The 18946-nt window shown below is 53.8% G+C and carries 17 protein-coding genes and 2 tRNA genes; 4 read left to right on the forward strand and 15 right to left on the reverse strand.

From position 1 onward, the window contains the following. Window positions 1–191: 191 nt before the first annotated feature. From rpsO to V6940_RS13790, 7 genes are all read right to left on the reverse strand, one after another. Window positions 192–461 carry a 30S ribosomal protein S15 gene (gene rpsO, locus V6940_RS13760; protein WP_035891092.1) on the reverse strand — a complete coding sequence of 90 codons (270 nt, stop codon included), beginning with the start codon at window positions 459–461 and terminating at the stop codon, window positions 192–194. A 152-nt stretch (window positions 462–613) separates the two neighbouring features. Further along, complete coding sequence (gene truB, locus V6940_RS13765) at window positions 614–1558, reverse strand: tRNA pseudouridine(55) synthase TruB (protein WP_185667821.1); 945 nt, start codon at window positions 1556–1558, stop codon at window positions 614–616. Further along, on the reverse strand, window positions 1558–1962 hold the full coding sequence (gene rbfA, locus V6940_RS13770) for a 30S ribosome-binding factor RbfA (RefSeq protein WP_185667820.1): 405 nt from the start codon (window positions 1960–1962) through the stop codon (window positions 1558–1560). The genes truB and rbfA overlap by 1 nt, the downstream gene beginning before the upstream one ends. Window positions 1963–2063: 101 nt before the next feature. Continuing rightward, window positions 2064–4757, reverse strand: a complete 2694-nt coding sequence (gene infB, locus V6940_RS13775; RefSeq protein ID WP_333496248.1) for a translation initiation factor IF-2 — start codon at window positions 4755–4757, stop codon at window positions 2064–2066. A gap of 24 nt (window positions 4758–4781) precedes the next feature. Beyond that, window positions 4782–6269, reverse strand: coding sequence for a transcription termination factor NusA (nusA, locus tag V6940_RS13780; protein WP_202217112.1), 1488 nt, complete (start codon window positions 6267–6269; stop codon window positions 4782–4784). 28 nt (window positions 6270–6297) lie between these two features. Then, window positions 6298–6750 carry a ribosome maturation factor RimP gene (rimP, locus tag V6940_RS13785; protein ID WP_333496249.1) on the reverse strand — a complete coding sequence of 151 codons (453 nt, stop codon included), beginning with the start codon at window positions 6748–6750 and terminating at the stop codon, window positions 6298–6300. 208 nt (window positions 6751–6958) lie between these two features. Next, a tRNA-Met gene (locus V6940_RS13790) sits at window positions 6959–7035 on the reverse strand. 334 nt (window positions 7036–7369) lie between these two features. Here V6940_RS13790 and argG point away from each other — a divergent pair. Then, on the forward strand, window positions 7370–8713 hold the full coding sequence (gene argG / locus V6940_RS13795) for an argininosuccinate synthase (protein WP_333496250.1): 1344 nt from the start codon (window positions 7370–7372) through the stop codon (window positions 8711–8713). A 123-nt stretch (window positions 8714–8836) separates the two neighbouring features. Here the strand turns inward: argG and V6940_RS13800 are convergent, their stop codons facing one another. Then, window positions 8837–9742: an AraC family transcriptional regulator gene (locus V6940_RS13800; protein ID WP_333496251.1), complete on the reverse strand. Its 906-nt coding sequence runs from the start codon at window positions 9740–9742 to the stop codon at window positions 8837–8839. A 116-nt stretch (window positions 9743–9858) separates the two neighbouring features. Between V6940_RS13800 and V6940_RS13805 the strand changes: the two genes are divergently transcribed. Continuing rightward, entirely contained in the window at window positions 9859–10395 is a 537-nt protein-coding gene (locus V6940_RS13805; protein WP_333496252.1) for a carboxymuconolactone decarboxylase family protein, read from the forward strand. Between the two features lie 107 nt (window positions 10396–10502). Here V6940_RS13805 and V6940_RS13810 read toward each other — a convergent pair. The 6 genes from V6940_RS13810 to rlmE all read right to left on the reverse strand — a co-directional run bounded on the left by V6940_RS13810 (window position 10503) and on the right by rlmE (window position 16096). Next, window positions 10503–10589 (reverse strand) — tRNA-Leu (locus tag V6940_RS13810). A 13-nt stretch (window positions 10590–10602) separates the two neighbouring features. Continuing rightward, entirely contained in the window at window positions 10603–10935 is a 333-nt protein-coding gene (gene secG / locus V6940_RS13815) for a preprotein translocase subunit SecG (protein WP_333496253.1), read from the reverse strand. Window positions 10936–11160: 225 nt separating this feature from the next. Then, window positions 11161–12498, reverse strand: coding sequence for a phosphoglucosamine mutase (gene glmM, locus V6940_RS13820; protein WP_185667812.1), 1338 nt, complete (start codon window positions 12496–12498; stop codon window positions 11161–11163). Beyond that, window positions 12491–13339, reverse strand: a complete 849-nt coding sequence (gene folP / locus V6940_RS13825; RefSeq protein WP_333496254.1) for a dihydropteroate synthase — start codon at window positions 13337–13339, stop codon at window positions 12491–12493. The genes glmM and folP overlap by 8 nt, the downstream gene beginning before the upstream one ends. Window positions 13340–13434: 95 nt before the next feature. Then, the gene (ftsH, locus tag V6940_RS13830; protein ID WP_220440886.1) at window positions 13435–15366 is read right to left on the reverse strand and encodes an ATP-dependent zinc metalloprotease FtsH; all 1932 of its coding nucleotides are present in this window, start codon (window positions 15364–15366) and stop codon (window positions 13435–13437) included. Window positions 15367–15469: 103 nt separating this feature from the next. After that, on the reverse strand, window positions 15470–16096 hold the full coding sequence (rlmE, locus tag V6940_RS13835) for a 23S rRNA (uridine(2552)-2'-O)-methyltransferase RlmE (protein ID WP_035891117.1): 627 nt from the start codon (window positions 16094–16096) through the stop codon (window positions 15470–15472). Between the two features lie 126 nt (window positions 16097–16222). Between rlmE and yhbY the strand changes: the two genes are divergently transcribed. Then, window positions 16223–16516 (forward strand): ribosome assembly RNA-binding protein YhbY, encoded by a 294-nt coding sequence (yhbY, locus tag V6940_RS13840; RefSeq protein ID WP_185667939.1) that lies wholly within the window; start codon window positions 16223–16225, stop codon window positions 16514–16516. Window positions 16517–16670: 154 nt separating this feature from the next. On the opposite strand, the gene greA is transcribed toward yhbY, so the two are convergent. After that, window positions 16671–17147, reverse strand: a complete 477-nt coding sequence (greA, locus tag V6940_RS13845; protein WP_220440885.1) for a transcription elongation factor GreA — start codon at window positions 17145–17147, stop codon at window positions 16671–16673. A gap of 246 nt (window positions 17148–17393) precedes the next feature. On the opposite strand from greA, the gene dacB reads away from it, so the two are divergent. Further along, window positions 17394–18827, forward strand: coding sequence for a serine-type D-Ala-D-Ala carboxypeptidase (gene dacB, locus V6940_RS13850; protein ID WP_333496255.1), 1434 nt, complete (start codon window positions 17394–17396; stop codon window positions 18825–18827). Window positions 18828–18946: the final 119 nt, after the last annotated feature.

Raw genomic sequence — 18946 nt, forward strand, 5'->3', positions numbered from 1 at the left:
CATTATACCCGTTATCTTTCAAAATACTGCTGTGTCGGTAATTTCAGCTCAATTTTGTCTAAACGAAATGTAGACAGGGAGGATTACCGGGGCGCAGGCAGCATTTCTACGGGCACTCAATTCTTTTAAATTGCCGTCGTCTGGTGGAAAAAAGGGGCCATAAAGGCCCCTCTTTCTGAAACTCGCTAGAATTAGCGACGCAGACCCAGACGCTCGATCAGCGCGGTGTAGCGTGCAACATCTTTACGTTTCAGGTAGTCGAGCAGTTTACGACGCTGAGAAACCATGCGCAGCAGACCACGACGGCTGTGGTGATCTTTTTTGTGCTCTGCAAAGTGACCCTGCAGGTGGTTGATCTGTGCAGTCAGCAGTGCAACCTGAACTTCGGTAGAACCGCTGTCGTTTGCGCCACGACCGAACTCAGAAACGATTTGTGCTTTAGCTTCAACGCTTAGAGACATTTTGAACTCCAAATTTAAAAGAAAGAAAGGGTGCCGATCTCTAATTCAGCAACCCCTGATATAACGCTTGCCAATTGTTAAACAATTAAGCAGGCGTTAAGCCGCGACATTCTACTCGCAGCGCTCTGTTATCGCAAGCCACACAATCTGGCTTACTCGGCGTATTCGACCACCAGACGGCGTGGTGCCACGCGGCCTTCATCGTCGATTTCACCCATGCCGAGGAATTTACCCTCTTCGCCTTCCGTCACGCGTACCAGACCTTCCAGCGGCGCGCCTGACGTCCGCACCGGATTACCATTTTTAAAGTAAACCGATGAGGTTAAAGGGATATTGACTATCGGATAGTCTGAAGCCGGACTGTCCATCGGCATTAATAGCGGGTCGAGCAGTTCCGCTGCTGGAACGCCCTGCTGCTCGGCCTGTTCGACCAATGCCTGCAGCTGTTCCAGCGTAACCATACGATCAACCGGGTATTTGCTGACCGCCAGACGACGCAGGAAAATCACGTGTGCGCCGCAGCCGAGCTTCTCACCCAGATCGTCGATAATGGTTCGAATATAGGTGCCTTTTGAGCAGTGAATCTCCAGCTCCAGCTCGTTGCCTTCGTGGCGAATAAACAGCAGCTCATAGACGGTAATCGGGCGGGCTTCACGCGGTACGTCGATGCCCTGACGCGCATATTCGTACAGCTTCTTGCCCTGATACTTCAGCGCCGAATACATGGATGGCACCTGTTGGGTGTCTCCACGGAAGCTCTCCAGCGCTTCGGCCAGTTCCGCATCGCTAAAGGTCACCGGGCGCTCTTCCACGATTTGCCCGTCGGCGTCCGAGGTATCGGTGCGCTGGCCCAGGCGGGCAATCACACGATAACGCTTGTCGGAGTCCAGCAGGTACTGGGAGAACTTGGTGGCTTCACCGAGGCAAATTGGCAGCATACCGGTAGCCAGCGGGTCCAGCGCGCCGGTATGCCCGGCGCGGTTGGCGTTATAAATACGCTTTACCTTCTGCAGCACATCATTGCTGGATGCGCCTTGCGGTTTATCCAGCAACAATACGCCGTGAATATCACGGCCGCGACGACGAGGACGACTCATCAGTCCTCCTTGCTGTCGTCCGCTGGGTTCACACGACGTTCGTCGTCATGCTTCACCACGCTGGTTACCAGGTTAGACATGCGCATACCTTCAACCAGCGAGTTGTCGTAGAAGAAGGTCAGTTCCGGCACGATACGCAGGCGCATCGCTTTCCCGAGCAGGGAGCGGATAAAACCAGAGGCTTCCTGCAGCGCTTTGATGCCGGATTTAATTGCCGCTTCATCTTTATCGTTCAGGAAGGTCACAAACACTTTGGCATAGGCCAGGTCACGGGACATTTCGACACCGGAAACGGTGGTCATCATACCCAGACGAGGATCTTTAATTTCGCGCTGCAGGATGATTGCGATCTCTTTTTGCATCTCCTGGGCCACGCGCTGCGGGCGACCAAATTCTTTCGCCATAATAAATTCTCCAGACAAAAAAGGGGCTATCAGCCCCTTTTGAAATAATTGCCGGGTTGCACGAGGCGATCCCGGCCTACAATCGACAATCTTAACGAAGATTAAGCGATGGTACGTTGGATTTCGATGATTTCGAACACTTCGATCATATCGCCAACGCGAACGTCGTTGTAGTTCTTAACGCCGATACCACATTCCATGCCGTTACGGACTTCGTTAACGTCATCTTTGAAGCGGCGCAGGGATTCCAGCTCGCCTTCATAGATAACCACGTTGTCGCGCAGAACGCGGATTGGGTTGTGACGCTTGATGGTACCTTCGGTAACCATACAGCCCGCGATCGCACCGAATTTCGGTGATTTGAACACGTCACGAACTTCAGCCAGACCAATGATCTGCTGTTTCAGTTCTGGGGACAGCATGCCGCTCATTGCCGCTTTCACTTCGTCGATCAGGTTATAGATGACGGAGTAGTAGCGCAGATCCAGGCTTTCTGACTCGATAACTTTACGTGCAGAGGCATCAGCACGTACGTTGAAGCCAACCAGGATAGCATTGGATGCTGCAGCCAGGGTCGCGTCGGTTTCGGTGATACCACCTACGCCAGAACCGATGATCTTCACTTTCACTTCGTCGGTAGACAGTTTCAGCAAGGAGTCGGAGATCGCTTCCACAGAACCCTGTACGTCGGCCTTCAGTACGATGTTCACTTCGTGAACTTCGCCTTCGGTCATGTTGGCGAACATGTTCTCGAGTTTAGATTTCTGCTGACGAGCCAGTTTAACTTCACGGAATTTACCCTGACGATACAGAGCAACTTCACGCGCTTTCTTCTCGTCACGAACGACGGTCACTTCGTCACCGGCAGCCGGAACACCGGACAGACCCAGGATTTCCACTGGAATGGATGGACCCGCTTCCAGTACTTCCTGACCCAGTTCGTTACGCATCGCACGAACGCGACCGTATTCGAAGCCACACAGCACGATATCGCCCTTGTTCAGGGTACCTTCACGAACCAGGACGGTAGCGACTGGGCCACGACCTTTATCCAGGAAGGATTCGATAACCGCACCGCTTGCCATACCTTTACGAACCGCTTTCAGCTCCAGAACTTCAGCCTGCAGCAGGATAGCATTCAGCAGGTCGTCGATACCGGTACCCGCTTTTGCAGATACTGGGATGAACTGCGATTCGCCGCCCCACTCTTCCGGCATAACACCGTACTGAGACAGTTCGTTCTTCACGCGATCCATATCGGCTTCTGGCTTATCGATTTTGTTCACAGCAACAACCAGAGGCACCTGCGCCGCTTTCGCGTGCTGGATTGCTTCGATGGTCTGCGGCATCACGCCGTCGTCAGCTGCAACAACCAGAACAACGATATCCGTTGCCTGAGCACCACGAGCACGCATGGAGGTAAACGCGGCGTGACCCGGGGTATCCAGGAAGGTGATCATCCCGTTTTCAGTTTCAACGTGATATGCACCGATGTGCTGGGTAATGCCGCCCGCTTCGCCAGAGGCCACTTTCGTAGAACGAATGTAGTCCAGCAGAGAGGTTTTACCGTGGTCAACGTGACCCATGATGGTCACAACTGGTGCGCGCGGTTCAGCCGCTGCACCGGTGTCACGGTCGCTCATTACCGCTTCTTCCAGCTCGTTTTCACGACGCAGGATAACTTTGTGGCCCATCTCTTCGGCAACCAGCTGTGCGGTTTCCTGGTCGATGACCTGGTTGATGGTGGCCATTGCGCCCAGCTTCATCATCGCTTTGATGACCTGAGAGCCTTTCACCGCCATCTTGTTAGCCAGATCGCCAACGGTGATGGTTTCGCCAATCACAACGTCACGGTTAACGGCCTGAACTGGCTTCTGGAAGCCCTGTTGCAGTGCGGAACCTTTACGCTGCTTGCCGCCTTTACCACCGCGAACAGCGGCGCGCGCTTCTTCACGATCGGCTTTGGATTCGGCGTGTTTGTTACCTTTCTTAGCAGGGCGAGCCGCTTTCGTGCTGCGAGTACGGCCACGGCCGCCTTCAACTTCACGGTCGTTTTCGTCTTCAGCCTGGCGGGCGTGCTGAGAAGTGGTGACGTGGTAGTCGCTGGTGTCTTCAGACGGTTCAGCGGCGGTATTCACACCATTCTTCTCGTTTTCTTCTGCCATACGGCGAGCTTCTTCCGCTACGCGGCGCGCTTCTTCTTCAAGCTTGCGACGTGCTTCTTCTTCCGCTTTGCGCTTCAGCTCGGCAGCTTCATTTTCACGGCGGGCTTTTTCGGCCTGGGCAGTTTTGGTCATATCGTCGGTCTGTTGATTGCTCACTTTGTCTTTTTCCGCAGCTTCACGTTTCGCTTTATCAGCGGCTTCACGATTAGCTTTTTCTGCGGCCTCACGTTCAGCTTTTTGTTGCGCCTCGCGTTTAGCTGCTTCTTCAGCTTCACGACGGGCTTGCTCTTCCGCTTCACGCTGCGCCTGCTCTTCCGCGGCCAGGCGTTCAGCCTCTTGCGGATCGCGTTTCACAAAGGTGCGTGTCTTGCGGACTTCGATTTGTACCGATTTGCTTTTTCCACCGGTACCTGGAATGTTGAGAGTACTGCGCGTTTTGCGCTGCAAAGTCAACTTATCTGGAGCAGAACCATTTTCACGGTTCAGATGCGCCAGTAAGGTTTGCTTCTCTTGTGCGGACACAGAGTCATCAGCGCCCTTCGGGATGCCCGCATCAGCAAATTGCTGTACCAGGCGATCCACGGAGGTCTGTATTTCTGCAGCCAGCGTTTTTACGGTTACATCTGTCATACTGTTCCTTCCTGCTACAGTTTATTACGCTTCGTCACCGAACCAGCAGATATTACGGGCAGCCATAATTAGCTCACCGGCTTTCTCGTCGGTTAAGCCTTCGATATCCACCAGATCATCAATACCTTGTTCGGCGAGATCTTCCAGCGTACAAACACCACGGGCAGCCAGTTTGAAGGCCATCTCACGATCCAATCCTTCCAGATTCAGCAGATCGTCAGCCGGTTTATTATCACCGAGGCTCTCTTCCTGGGCCAGTGCCAGAGTGGTCAGTGCGTTTTTAGCACGCTCGCGCAGTGCTTCAACGGTGTCTTCATCCAGGCCATCAATAGCCAGCAGTTCTTTCATTGGCACGTAGGCCAGTTCTTCCAGCGTGGAGAAGCCTTCTTCAACCAGCACGGTAGCGAAATCTTCATCAATATCGAGATATTTAGTGAAGGTATCGATAGCCGCGTGTGCTTCAGCCTGGTGCTTCGCCTGCAGGTCATCAACGGTCATGACGTTGAGTTCCCAGCCGCTCAGCTGAGAAGCCAGACGGACGTTCTGACCGTTACGGCCAATCGCCTGCGCCAGGTTACCCGCTTCAACCGCGATATCCATGGTGTGTTTGTCTTCGTCAACCACAATGGATGCCACGTCAGCCGGAGCCATCGCGTTGATCACGAACTGCGCCGGGTTGTCGTCCCACAGCACGATATCGATACGTTCGCCGCCCAGCTCGGTAGAGACCGCCTGAACACGCGCGCCGCGCATACCAACGCAAGCACCGACTGGGTCGATACGTTTGTCGTTGGTCTTCACAGCGATTTTGGCACGAGAGCCCGGATCGCGAGCAGCGGCTTTGATTTCGATAACTTCTTCACCGATTTCTGGCACTTCAATGCGGAACAGTTCGATCAGCATTTCTGGCTTAGAACGGGTGACGAAGAGCTGCGCGCCGCGCGCTTCCGGACGTACGGAGTACAGAACGCCGCGAATACGGTCGCCTGGACGGAAGTTTTCACGCGGCAGCATGTCTTCACGCAGGATAACCGCTTCAGCGTTGTTACCGAGGTCCAGAGAGATGTTGTCGCGGTTAACTTTCTTCACCACGCCGGTGATGATCTCACCTTCATGCTCACGGAACTGGTCAACAACCATTGCGCGTTCAGCTTCACGTACTTTCTGTACGATAACCTGTTTTGCCGTCTGGGTCGTGATACGGTCGAAGGTGACAGATTCGATCTGATCTTCAACGTATTCGCCCACGTTCAGGCTTTCGTCTTCGAAGCGTGCCGCTTCGAGGGTGATTTCTTTAGTCGGCTGGGTCACTTCTTCGACAATAACCCAACGACGGAAGGTGTCGAAATCACCGCTACGACGGTCAATTTCAACGCGAACGTCGATCTCTTGTTCGTATTTTTTCTTCGTTGCTGTAGCCAGCGCACTTTCCAGCGCTTCAAAAATTTTCTCGCGTGGCAGTGATTTTTCGTTGGAAACGGCTTCAACAACGGCCAAAATTTCTTTGTTCATCGCGGGCTTTTCACCTCAATCCAGACTGTTAAAAGTGGGGAACCAGGTTCGCCTTCTGGATGTTACTCAGCGCGAACACTTCATCTTTACCGTCGACTGTCACGGTGATCATCTCACCGTCTACCGCTTTAATAATGCCCTGCCATTTACGACGGTTCTGAACCGCCATACGCAGGACCAGCGCAACCTCTTCACCCATGAAACGCACATAGTGTTCAGCAGTGAACATAGGACGGTCGAGGCCCGGAGAGGAAACTTCCAGGTTGTAAGCCACAGTAATAGGATCTTCAACGTCCATCACCGCACTTACCTGGTGGCTCACATCAGCACAATCATCAACATTGATGCCATCTTCACTATCAATATAGATGCGCAGTGTGGATGTGCGACCGCGAATAAATTCGATGCCGACCAGTTCGTAGCCCAGGGCTTCAACCGGCGCTGTAATCATCTCTGTTAATTTTTGCTCTAATGTGGACAAACCCACCCCCAAGACATAAAAAAAGGGCCTAAAGCCCAGTTATTCTGTAGTCAGATAACAAAAAACCCCGATAAATCGGGGCTTTAGATAACTGAACCCTATAGCCGCAACTGCGGCCTGGAGAACCTTCCGAAAGAATTTTTTTTCAAATCCAGCTACGAAGGCCTAAGTCTCCACAGTATATTTGAAAATGAACTCTAAGGGAAAGTGGTTGCGGGGGCCGGATTTGAACCGACGACCTTCGGGTTATGAGCCCGACGAGCTACCAGGCTGCTCCACCCCGCGCCTGAAACGTGGCAAATTTTACTCGTTTTGAGCAAAAAGTGCAAATAATGCTGGGATTTGGTACCGAGGACGGGACGTAAAATCGACCTACAGTATAGTGACCTCGATCACAGCTTGTCAACCTCACATTCTATGCAGAAGAAATGCGTACGCCATCGCGGTATGGTAATGGTGGCGACCGGCGCTGACGGCGCGGATTTTTTGAATAAAAATGCATGAATCCCTTCCGGTGCCAGCCAAAACATGATTAAATGAAAACTCATTTATTTTGCATAAAAATTCACTGACAGCGAAAGCAACTTCTCCTTCAGTCAATCAAGCAGGGTTTTACTTTATGACGACGATTCTCAAGCATCTTCCAGCAGGTCAACGTATTGGTATCGCCTTCTCTGGCGGTCTCGACACCAGCGCAGCGCTGCTGTGGATGCGACAAAAAGGAGCTGTCCCTTATGCATATACTGCAAACCTGGGCCAGCCTGACGAAGAAGATTATGATGCGATCCCTCGTCGTGCTATGGAATATGGCGCAGAGAACGCTCGCCTGATCGACTGCCGTAAACAGCTGGTTGCTGAAGGTATCGCCGCGATTCAGTGTGGTGCCTTCCATAACACCACCGGCGGTCTGACCTACTTCAACACCACCCCGTTGGGCCGTGCCGTGACCGGTACTATGCTGGTTGCCGCGATGAAAGAAGATGGCGTTAATATCTGGGGTGACGGCAGTACTTATAAAGGTAACGATATCGAACGTTTCTATCGTTACGGCCTGCTGACCAACGCCGAGCTGCAAATCTACAAGCCGTGGCTCGATACCGACTTTATCGACGAGCTTGGCGGCCGTCATGAAATGTCTGAATTCATGATTGCCTGCGGCTTTGACTACAAGATGTCCGTTGAGAAAGCCTACTCCACCGACTCCAACATGCTGGGCGCCACTCACGAAGCGAAAGACCTTGAGTTCCTGAACTCCAGCGTGAAGATTGTTAACCCGATCATGGGCGTGAAGTTCTGGGACGAGAACGTGAAGATCCCAGCGGAAGAGGTGACCGTACGCTTTGAGCAAGGCCACCCGGTAGCGCTGAACGGTAAAACCTTCAGCGACGATGTCGAAATGATGCTGGAAGCAAACCGCATCGGCGGCCGCCACGGTCTGGGCATGAGCGACCAGATTGAAAACCGTATCATCGAAGCGAAGAGCCGTGGCATCTACGAAGCCCCGGGGATGGCGTTGCTGCACATTGCCTACGAGCGTCTGCTGACCGGTATCCACAACGAAGATACCATCGAGCAGTATCACGCTCACGGCCGTCAACTGGGTCGTCTGCTGTATCAGGGCCGCTGGTTTGACTCTCAGGCGCTGATGCTGCGTGACTCTCTGCAGCGTTGGGTTGCCAGCCAGATTACCGGTGAAGTGACGCTGGAACTGCGTCGCGGTAACGACTACACCATCCTGAACACCGTGTCTGACAACCTGACCTACAAGGCTGAGCGTCTGACGATGGAAAAAGGCGAGTCCGTGTTCTCTCCAGACGATCGTATCGGCCAGCTGACCATGCGTAACCTGGATATCACCGATACCCGCGAGAAGCTGTTCGGCTACGCGAAGACCGGTCTACTGACCGCCTCTTCCGCTACCGGCCTGCCGCAGGTTGAGAACCTGGAAAACAAAGGCAAATAAGCCTGCGTTGAGAAAGTAAAAGGCCGCATTTGCGGCCTTTTTTGCGTCTGGGGATTGCCTGGGGTCACAGAGTTCGCGGCGTCACTGTGGCTGGCTGGGCTACCAAAAAATCAAGGGCGTGCCCTATCGACGCCGCCATTCTCCTGGCGTCTGGCCATAGTGCTTTTTGAAGGTTTTTGAGAACGATGCCAGCGACTGGAATCCGCAGCGTTCAGCAATGACATCGAGCCGGGCCTGTCGGTCCTGGTGCAGCAATCGGGCGGCCATCGCCATACGTAACTGGGTAAGCCAGACCTGCGGCGTCAGGTGATAAGCGCGGGAAAAGTGGCGGGCAAAGGTCGCGCGCGATAAAAAGGCACGGGCAGCCATGCTTTCCATCGTCCAGGGCTGTTCCGGCGTGGCCAGAACGGCTAACACCGCGGGCATCAAGCGTTCATCACGCATCAGACGCAGTAAACCGCCCGGCGGCTCCTCTGCACCCAACAGTGTTCGTAGCAGCAGAACCAGCAGCGTATCGCCGAGGCTTCGCACAATCGCACTGCCGCCGGGATGCTCGGCCAGGCTTTCGCGCACCAGCACGTTGAGCAGAAACTCCAGCTCCGGGCAATCTTCACGCTCGTGGGTGTGCAGATGAATTAGCTCCGACTCTTCGGCGAACAGCCAGCTAACGTGTGGACCAAAATAGAACTCGCCGCACAGCATCTCCAGCGCATCACTCTCGCTGCCGGTACGCATTTCGGTTAGCGTGCCGTTAAAACGGTGAGCCACCGGCAGAACCTGCCCCCACTCCACCAGGCTTTCCATCAGATGCGGCGAGCCGTGGGGCAACAGGATGACATCTCCCGCACGCATGTGCCGGGTTTGATTCCCCACGGTAAGACGCCCTTCCCCCCGCAGCACAAAATGCCAGGGCACGATGCCGGCACGCATCTGATCATGCCCCGCCTGCCAGCGCCCACCGAAGCGGCAGTGAAGGTTCACTTCGCAGCGCGGAGCCAGCAGCGTCAAGAGATGGCTAAGGCTATCCATAATACTCCTGAGACGATAAGACAAAAAGATGAGACGAAGAGCGCCAGTCTAGCACGATCAACTCCTCTAAGATGACGTCATTGCCACTACAAACCCTCTAGTAACAGGAGTATGTCATGAGCCGTTTAGCAGAAATTCGTGAACAAGATGCAACAGGTAAAGCCGCAGAGATTTTTGGCGGGATTAAAAAAGCGATGGGGAAAGTGCCAAATGCCTACCTGACCATCGGTGGGCATTCACCGGAGTCGCTGCAACAGGCGCTGGCGCACAACGCCATGCTGCATAAGGGGAGTCTGAACGCGAAGGAGCTGGAAACCATCAACCTGGCGGTGAGCGAAGCCACCGGCTGCGATTACTGCCTGGCAGCCCACAGCATGATGGCGAAAAAAGCCGGCTTCAGCAGTGAACAGATTCGCGAACTGCGCCGTGCAGAGTATGCCGAAGATGTCCATCTCGACGCGCTGGCTAAATTCTCGCAAACGCTGGTGACCACCACGGGTACGCTGCCGGAAGCCGATGTTGTCGCTCTGCGTAACGCCGGGTTCAGCGACCGTCAGGTGATCGAAGCCATCAGCGCCATCAGCGCTATTCTGTTTACCAATATGGTGAACCGAGTGAACGACACCGTGGTTGACTTCCCAAAGGCTGACTAAGCCGAAGCGTGCCGGATAACGGCGTTGCCTTATCCGGCCTATAAAATCACGGTGGTTTTCTACAGACGAAAAAAAAGACGCTTTTCAGCGTCTTTCTTTCGGAATATTGGTACTGAGGATGGGACTCGAACCCACAAGCCCGTTAGGGCACTACCACCTCAAGGTAGCGTGTCTACCAATTCCACCACCTCAGCACGGATACTACTATTAATGCGGGATATCGCTGGTCGGCTGTGCCGGTGCCGCTGGCTGAGTAGTTTGCTCAGTCTTAGGCGCAGTCAGATTTTCCCACTCGCTTCCTTTATTGGTCTTGTTACTGTTGATGTTGCCCAGTACCAGACTGATAATGAAGAACAGCGTCGCAAACACAGCGGTCATGCGGGTCATGAAATTACCAGAACCACTAGAACCAAACAGCGTAGCGGAAGCGCCTGCTCCAAAGGAGGCTCCCATATCAGCGCCTTTACCTTGCTGCAGCATAACGAGGACCACAAGGCCAATCGCTACAATAAGGAAAACAACTAAAAGAGCTTCGTACATAATCAACCTGTTCCTTGCGGGGACACCGCGTACCAAGTGCTTCTACCAATAAAGCGGGATGTTTATGTTTCCCACTGAAGCGGGTGTGAATACTAACCAAAGCGAATGACCTTCGCAAGGGCAATTTCGACACATTGTATCAACTGCGGAAAAAAACAGCAAAACAACGCATAATCAGCAATAAAAAGGCGGCAAGCGCCACCTTTTTAATCACTTACATCTCGGTTATACCGCTTTTACCGCATCGGCAATGCGGTGTGCGAACGCGGTGACCTGCGCTTCTTCTTCACCTTCCACCATGACGCGAATCAGCGGCTCGGTGCCGGATTTACGCAGCAGCACGCGACCACGGTTACCCAGCGCCGCTTCCACTTCCGCTGCCGTCGCTTTCACGACCTCATTTTCCAGCGGGTTGGATTTACCGTCGGTGTAGCGTACGTTAACCAACACCTGCGGGAACATCTTCATGCCGCTGCACAGATCGTGCAGGCTCATGTGGTTGCGCACCATCGCCGCAACGACCTGCAGGCCAGCCACGATGCCGTCACCGGTAGTGGTTTTATCCAGCAGGATAACGTGACCGGAGTTTTCCGCCCCGATACGCCAGCCTTTCTCCTGCATTTTTTCCAGCACGTAGCGGTCGCCCACTTTCGCGCGGGTGAATGGAATACCCAGCTGCTTCAGCGCCACTTCCAGACCCATGTTGCTCATCAGCGTACCTACCGCACCACCGCGCAGCTGGCCCTGTCGCAGCGCTTCGCGTGCGATGATGTACATGATCTGATCGCCATCGACTTTGTTGCCTTCATGGTCAACCATGATGACGCGGTCGCCGTCGCCGTCCAGCGCGATCCCCAGATCGGCTTTTTCCGCCAGCACGCGCGCCTGCAGCGCACGCACGTCGGTGGCACCCACTTCTTCGTTGATGTTCACACCGTTTGGCTCACAGCCAATAGCAATCACGTTCGCCCCCAGCTCGCGCAGTACGTTCGGCGCAATGTGGTAGGTGGCGCCGTTCGCGCAGTCAACGACGATTTTCAGGTGGTTGAGGCTCAGTTCGTTCGGGAAGGTCCCTTTGCAGAACTCGATGTAGCGGCCCGCAGCATCGACGATGCGGCTGGCTTTACCCAGCTCGGCTGAGTCCACACAGGTGATCTCTTTTTCCATTTCGGCTTCAATCGCTTCTTCCACTTCGTCCGGCAGTTTGGTGCCGTCGATGGAGAAGAACTTGATGCCGTTGTCATAGAACGGGTTATGCGAGGCAGAGATAACGATGCCAGCTTCCGCGCGGAAGGTGCGGGTCAGATAAGCAACCGCAGGCGTTGGCATCGGGCCGGTGAAGGAGGCAGATAAGCCCGCTGCCGCCAGACCCGCTTCCAGCGCAGACTCCAGCATATAGCCAGAGATGCGGGTATCTTTACCGATAATGATTTTACGCGAGCCGTGGCTTGCCAGCACTTTACCCGCCGCCCAACCGAGTTTCAGGACAAAATCAGGAGTGATTGGCGCATCGCCTACGCGGCCACGGATCCCATCGGTACCAAAATACTTGCGATTACTCATAACGTTTTTTTCCCTTCGCAGACAGCGTGGCTTCGACCACACGCATCGCCTCAACAGTTTCTTTGACATCGTGGACGCGAACGATATGCGCGCCCTGCATAGCTGCAATCACCGCACACGCCAGGCTGCCGCTAAGGCGTTCTGATGGCCCCACATTCAGCAGTTGGCCAATCATCGATTTCCGCGACATGCCGACGAACAGCGGCAGACCGAAATGATGAAATTCTGACAGGCGAGCGAGTAATGCGTAATTGTGGGAGAGATTTTTACCGAAACCGAACCCCGGGTCGAGCAACAATTTATCTTTTCCGATACCCGCCTTTTCACAACGCGCGATCTGCTCCACAAAGTACTGATTCACCTCGGCAAAGACATCGTCGTATTTCGGCGCTTCCTGCATGGTTTTTGGATTGCCCTGCATGTGCATCAGCGACACCGGCAGCCCGGTTTCCGCTGCGGCTTCCAGGGCGCCCGGTTCGCTGAGCGAGCGGATATCGTTGATGATATGTGCGCCGACGCGGGCTGATTCACGGATCACCTCAGGTTTGGAGGTATCCACAGAAATCCACACTTCGAAGCGCTGGGCAATCTCTTCAACCACCGGGATCACTCGCGCCAGTTCTTCTTCAACGCTGACGTCCAGCGCCCCAGGGCGCGTCGATTCGCCGCCGACATCGATGATCGTCGCGCCGGCGTTAATCATCAGGTTCGCATGTTTCACCGCCTCAACCAGCGTATTGTGCGTGCCGCCGTCGGAGAACGAATCCGGCGTAACGTTGAGGATCCCCATCACGTGTGGATGGGAAAGATCCAGGATGGAGCCCTGGGCGGTGAGTTTCATAGCGAATCCTTCTGAGTTCTTATTGGTGGCATAAAAAAACCCTGGAGCAAGCCCCAGGGTTTCAGGTGAAGCACAGTCATCAACGATGGGATAACTTATTTGTCGCCCAGCTGCTCTGACATGGTGCCAGAGTCCGGAGCACGCGGTTCATCAACCGGACGTGGCGCACTTGGTTTACCCGTGTTGCCAGAGTTATTGGATGAACCTGGTTCTTCCCAGCCTGCTGGCGGACGCACGTCGCGGCGAGCCATCAGGTCGTCAATCTGCGGTGCATCGATGGTCTCATATTTCATGAGCGCATCTTTCATTGCATGCAGAATATCCATGTTGTCGTTCAGAAGCTGGCGAGCACGAGCGTAGTTACGTTCGATAAGCGCTTTAACTTCCTGGTCGATGATACGCGCGGTTTCATCGGACATGTGTTTCGCTTTCGCGACGGAGCGGCCCAGGAATACTTCGCCCTCTTCTTCCGCGTACAGCAGCGGACCGAGTTTGTCGGAGAAGCCCCATTGGGTCACCATGTTACGCGCCAGGTTAGTCGCAACTTTAATGTCGTTCGACGCACCGGTAGAAACATGTTCTACGCCGTAAATAATTTCTTCTGCCAGACGACCGCCGTACAGGGTGGAGATCTGACTTTCCAGTTTCTGACGACTAGCGCTGATAGCGTCGCCTTCAGGCAGGAAGAAGGTCACACCCAGCGCACGACCGCGTGGGATAATCGTCACTTTATGCACCGGATCGTGTTCCGGTACCAGGCGACCGATAATGGCGTGGCCTGCTTCGTGGTAAGCGGTAGATTCTTTCTGCGCTTCCGTCATCACCATAGAGCGACGTTCCGCACCCATCATGATTTTGTCTTTCGCTTTTTCGAACTCAACCATCGATACCACGCGCTTGTTGCCGCGCGCTGCAAACAGTGCCGCTTCGTTCACCAGGTTCGCCAGATCTGCACCGGAGAAACCAGGGGTACCACGAGCAATGATTGCTGCATCAATATCAGGTGCCAGCGGTACGCGACGCATATGCACTTTCAGAATCTGTTCACGACCACGAACGTCCGGCAGACCGACCACAACCTGACGGTCGAAACGACCTGGACGCAGCAGGGCTGGGTCAAGTACGTCTGGACGGTTAGTCGCTGCGATAACGATGATACCTTCGTTACCTTCGAAGCCATCCATCTCAACCAGCATCTGGTTCAGCGTCTGCTCACGTTCATCGTGACCGCCACCCAGACCTGCGCCACGCTGGCGGCCTACGGCGTCGATTTCATCGATGAAGATGATGCACGGTGCCGCTTTCTTAGCCTGCTCGAACATGTCACGCACACGAGATGCACCGACACCCACGAACATTTCTACGAAGTCAGAACCGGAAATGGTGAAGAACGGTACTTTCGCTTCGCCAGCAATCGCTTTTGCCAGCAACGTTTTACCGGTACCCGGAGGGCCAACCATCAGCACGCCTTTCGGGATTTTACCGCCCAGCTTCTGGAAACGGCTCGGTTCACGCAGGTACTCAACCAGCTCACCCACCTCTTCTTTCGCTTCGTCGCAGCCTGCAACATCGGCAAAGGTGGTTTTAATCTGGTCTTCCGTCAGCATGCGCGCCTTGCTCTTACCGAACGACATGGCACCTTTGCCACCGCCGCCCTGCATTTGGCGCATGAAGAAGATCCAGACGCCGATCAGCAGCAGCATCGGGAACCAGGAAATGAAGATAGAAGCCAGCAGGCTTGGTTCTTCAGGCGGCTCACCAACCACTTTGACGTTTTTCGTCAGCAGGTTGTCAAGCAGCTTCGGATCGTTAACCGGGATGTAAGTCGTGTAACGGTTACTATCTTTCTTGGTAACGTTGATCTCACGTCCGTTGATACGCGCTTCGCGAACCTGGTCGTTATTGACCTCTTGCAGGAAGGTAGAATAATCCACCTTATGGCCGTTCGATTCGCTGGGCCCAAAGCTCTGGAATACTGACATCAGCACAACGGCAATGACCAGCCAGAGTATTAGGTTTTTCGCCATGTCACTCAAGGGATTAACCTCATATTACAACTGTGTTAAAAACAGCGTCAGGATACTCTATATCCAGTTTCTTTCAAACTTTCGTTTGAAAAACCACCGTCTATCACTTTCGCCCGGTCGCTACAATGTACACTTCACGTGAACGCGCACGAGAAGAGTCCGGCTTACGAACTTTAACCTTCGTAAACAGGGAGCGAATTTCCCTTAGATACTCATCGAAGCCTTCGCCCTGGAACACTTTCACAACAAAATTTCCGCCCGGCGCTAACACATCACGAGCCATTTCAAGCGCCAGTTCCACCAGATACATGGCCCGGGGGATGTCAACCGCCGGCGTTCCGCTCATGTTTGGTGCCATATCTGACATGACAACTTGTACTTTACTGTCACCAACGCGTTCCAGTAATGCCTTCATCACGAGTTCATCACGAAAATCGCCCTGAAGGAAGTCCACACCAACGATTGGATCCATAGGTAGAAGATCGCAAGCGATAATGCGGCCTTTGCCACCAATCTGCGTGACCACATACTGTGACCAGCCTCCCGGTGCGGCACCGAGGTCGACAACCGTCATCCCCGGTTTAAAAAGTTTGTCACTTTGCTGTATTTCATCAAGTTTAAACCAGGCACGGGAACGTAACCCCTTTTTCTGTGCCTCTTGAACATATTTATCGCTAAAGTGTTCCTGAAGCCAGCGGCTTGAACTGGCAGAACGCTTTTTACCTGTCATTTAACATTCCCATCGGGGCAGTTCATCGTAGCCTTTCGGCGTAAATTTCTACGCATCGTTTGGCGATATATGGGAGATGGCGGTAGAATGACCCGTTTTCAATCCCAACGTAAGCAAAAATATACGATGAATCTGAGTACTAAACAAAAACAGCACCTGAAAGGTCTCGCACATTCGCTCAAGCCTGTCGTTATGCTTGGCAACAATGGTTTGACCGAAGGGGTACTGGCCGAGATTGAACTAGCGTTAGAGCACCATGAACTTATCAAGGTGAAAGTCGCCTCGGAAGACAGAGAGACCAAAACTTTGATTGTGGACGCTATCGTTCGCGAAACCGGCGCCTGTAATGTACAGGTCATCGGTAAGATACTGGTGCTTTATCGCCCTGGTAAAGAACGCAAAATCTCGTTGCCACGTTAAGAATATCCTAATTTCTGACACAACATTGTGTTAAATGAGGGATTTTCTCTACGAGGGCTAGCAACATGCCACGCTCTTATGCTTGATAAAAGGCCGCTATGCGGCCTTTTTCTTATCTTTACACTTGCTCAATAATTTCAGTGTTGAACAAATTTTACAGATAATCCACGTTGATGATTTCGAATTCAACTTCACCACCCGGGGTACGGATAGTTACCACATCATCCTGCTCTTTGCCGATCAGCCCACGCGCAATCGGCGAGTTGACGGAAATCAGGTTCTGTTTGAAGTCGGCTTCGTCATCACCCACGATGCGATAAGTCTGCTCTTCGTCGTTATCCAGGTTCAGCACCTTCACGGTGGCACCGAAGATCACGCGACCGTTGTTCGGGATCTTGGTGATATCGATAACCTGCGCATTAGACAGCTTCGCTTCGATATCTTTGATACGACCTTCGCAGAAGCCCTGCTGCTCGCGGGCAGCGTGATACTCTGCGTTCTCTTTCAGGTCGCCGTGCTCGCGCGCTTCAGCGATAGACGCAATGATTTCTGGACGGCGAACTGACTTCAGAAAGTCCAGCTCTTCACGCAGTTTTTCTGCACCACGAAGGGTCATCGGAATAGCTTGCATTGTTATACCTCTTAAACATTCCTGTAGGGAGCGGTTCGCCCCGCTCCGGCTGCTAAGCCCGCCTGGGTCGCTATCAACACCAGGCCAGAAGCAAAAGAAAACCGACCCGGGTACGAAGTCCCAGGTCAGCAGCAATTTTTAATTTGATACGTATTTTACCCCGAAGTTCACTACGGGTCATCGTTTACTTTACAGGGCGTTGCGCCGTAGTATGACGGCTTGTTTCCAGGTTGTTAGCGCGAGAATATGCGATTTCCTAGATTTATCATCGGATTGACTACCAGTATAGCGTTTAGCGTTCAGGCCGCGAATGTTGATGAATATATCAATCAGCTTCCCGACGGGGCCAACCTCGCGCTTCTGGTACAGAAAGTGGGCGCACCCGCGCCGCTGATTGATTATCACGGTCAGCAGATGGCGCTGCCGGCCAGTACCCAAAAGGTGCTCACCGCGCTGGCCGCCCTGCTCCAGCTTGGCCCGGATTTCCGCTTTACCACCACGCTTGAGAGCAAAGGCAGCGTGGACAACGGCACCCTGAAGGGCGACTTAATTGCGCGATTCGGCGGCGATCCGACGTTAAAACGCCAGGATATTCGCAATATGGTCGCCACCTTGAAAAAGTCAGGCGTACAGAATATTGACGGTAACGTGCTGATCGATACCTCCATCTTCGCCAGCCACGATAAAGCCCCAGGCTGGCCGTGGAACGATATGACCCAGTGCTTTAGCGCCCCCCCAGCGGCCGCTATTATCGACCGCAACTGCTTCTCGATTTCACTTTATAGCGCCCAGAAAGCTAACGATCTGGCGTTTATTCGCATTGCCTCTTACTACCCGGTGACCATGTTCAGCCAGGTACGTACGCTGGCCAAAGGCTCGCCGGAAGCACAATACTGCGAGCTGGACGTCGTACCTGGCGACCTGAACCGCTATACGCTCACCGGCTGCCTGCCACAGCGCGCTGACCCGCTGCCGCTGGCATTCGCCATTCAGGATGGCGCCAGCTACGCCGGGGCGATTATCAAAGACGAGTTGAAGCAGGCCGGGATCACCTATACCGGTACCCTGCTGCGCCAGACGCTGGTAAACGAGCCGGGGACGGTCATTGCCAGCAAGCAGTCGGCGCCGCTGCACGACCTGCTGAAAATCATGCTGAAAAAGTCAGACAACATGATTGCTGACACCGTATTTCGCATGATTGGTCATTCACGCTTTGGCGTACCGGGCACCTGGCGCGCGGGTTCCGACGCGGTTCGCCAGATTCTGCGTCAGCAGGCCGGCGTGGATTTAGGCAACACGATTATCGCTGACGGCTCCGGCCTGTCGCGCCATAACCTGCTGGCGCCAGCTACCATGATGCAGGCGCTGCAGTACATCGCACAGCATGATAACGAGCTGGACTTCATCTCAATGCTGCCGCTTGCCGGACACGACGGTTCGCTACAGTACCGCGCAGGTCTGCATCAGGCTGGCGTAGATGGGAAGGTTTCGGCAAAAACCGGTTCACTGCAGGGCGTATACAACCTGGCGGGCTTTATCACTACCGCTAGCGGGCAGCGCATGGCGTTTGTGCAGTATCTGTCGGGATACGCGGTACCGCCGGCGGATCAGCGTAATCGACGCATTCCGCTGGTACGCTTTGAGAGCCGGCTGTACAAAGATATCTATCAGAATAACTGATAAAAAAAGGGCCGCAGACGCGGCCCTTTTTATTTGATATTTGTAGCCCGAACAAGGTGTGATAACACCCGCTCAGGGAGCTCCCGGCGTCACTTCGTTCGGCCGGGCTACAGAGGACG

It is taken from the genome of Kluyvera sp. CHPC 1.251 (assembly GCF_036759945.1).
Taxonomy (GTDB): domain Bacteria; phylum Pseudomonadota; class Gammaproteobacteria; order Enterobacterales; family Enterobacteriaceae; genus Kluyvera; species Kluyvera sichuanensis.

What these genes read in the sequence shown, in the direction of transcription:
- V6940_RS13800 (WP_333496251.1), bottom strand. Translation starts at nt 9,742, where the DNA reads ATGGATAGCCTTAGCCATCTCTTGACGCTGCTGGCTCCGCGCTGCGAA.
- dacB (WP_333496255.1), top strand. Translation starts at nt 17,394, where the DNA reads ATGCGATTTCCTAGATTTATCATCGGATTGACTACCAGTATAGCGTTT.
- secG (WP_333496253.1), bottom strand. Translation starts at nt 10,935, where the DNA reads ATGTACGAAGCTCTTTTAGTTGTTTTCCTTATTGTAGCGATTGGCCTT.
- glmM (WP_185667812.1), bottom strand. Translation starts at nt 12,498, where the DNA reads ATGAGTAATCGCAAGTATTTTGGTACCGATGGGATCCGTGGCCGCGTA.
- ftsH (WP_220440886.1), bottom strand. Translation starts at nt 15,366, where the DNA reads ATGGCGAAAAACCTAATACTCTGGCTGGTCATTGCCGTTGTGCTGATG.
- rpsO (WP_035891092.1), bottom strand. Translation starts at nt 461, where the DNA reads ATGTCTCTAAGCGTTGAAGCTAAAGCACAAATCGTTTCTGAGTTCGGT.
- infB (WP_333496248.1), bottom strand. Translation starts at nt 4,757, where the DNA reads ATGACAGATGTAACCGTAAAAACGCTGGCTGCAGAAATACAGACCTCC.
- nusA (WP_202217112.1), bottom strand. Translation starts at nt 6,269, where the DNA reads ATGAACAAAGAAATTTTGGCCGTTGTTGAAGCCGTTTCCAACGAAAAA.
- argG (WP_333496250.1), top strand. Translation starts at nt 7,370, where the DNA reads ATGACGACGATTCTCAAGCATCTTCCAGCAGGTCAACGTATTGGTATC.
- greA (WP_220440885.1), bottom strand. Translation starts at nt 17,147, where the DNA reads ATGCAAGCTATTCCGATGACCCTTCGTGGTGCAGAAAAACTGCGTGAA.
- rlmE (WP_035891117.1), bottom strand. Translation starts at nt 16,096, where the DNA reads ATGACAGGTAAAAAGCGTTCTGCCAGTTCAAGCCGCTGGCTTCAGGAA.
- truB (WP_185667821.1), bottom strand. Translation starts at nt 1,558, where the DNA reads ATGAGTCGTCCTCGTCGTCGCGGCCGTGATATTCACGGCGTATTGTTG.
- folP (WP_333496254.1), bottom strand. Translation starts at nt 13,339, where the DNA reads ATGAAACTCACCGCCCAGGGCTCCATCCTGGATCTTTCCCATCCACAC.
- rbfA (WP_185667820.1), bottom strand. Translation starts at nt 1,962, where the DNA reads ATGGCGAAAGAATTTGGTCGCCCGCAGCGCGTGGCCCAGGAGATGCAA.
- yhbY (WP_185667939.1), top strand. Translation starts at nt 16,223, where the DNA reads ATGAATCTGAGTACTAAACAAAAACAGCACCTGAAAGGTCTCGCACAT.
- V6940_RS13805 (WP_333496252.1), top strand. Translation starts at nt 9,859, where the DNA reads ATGAGCCGTTTAGCAGAAATTCGTGAACAAGATGCAACAGGTAAAGCC.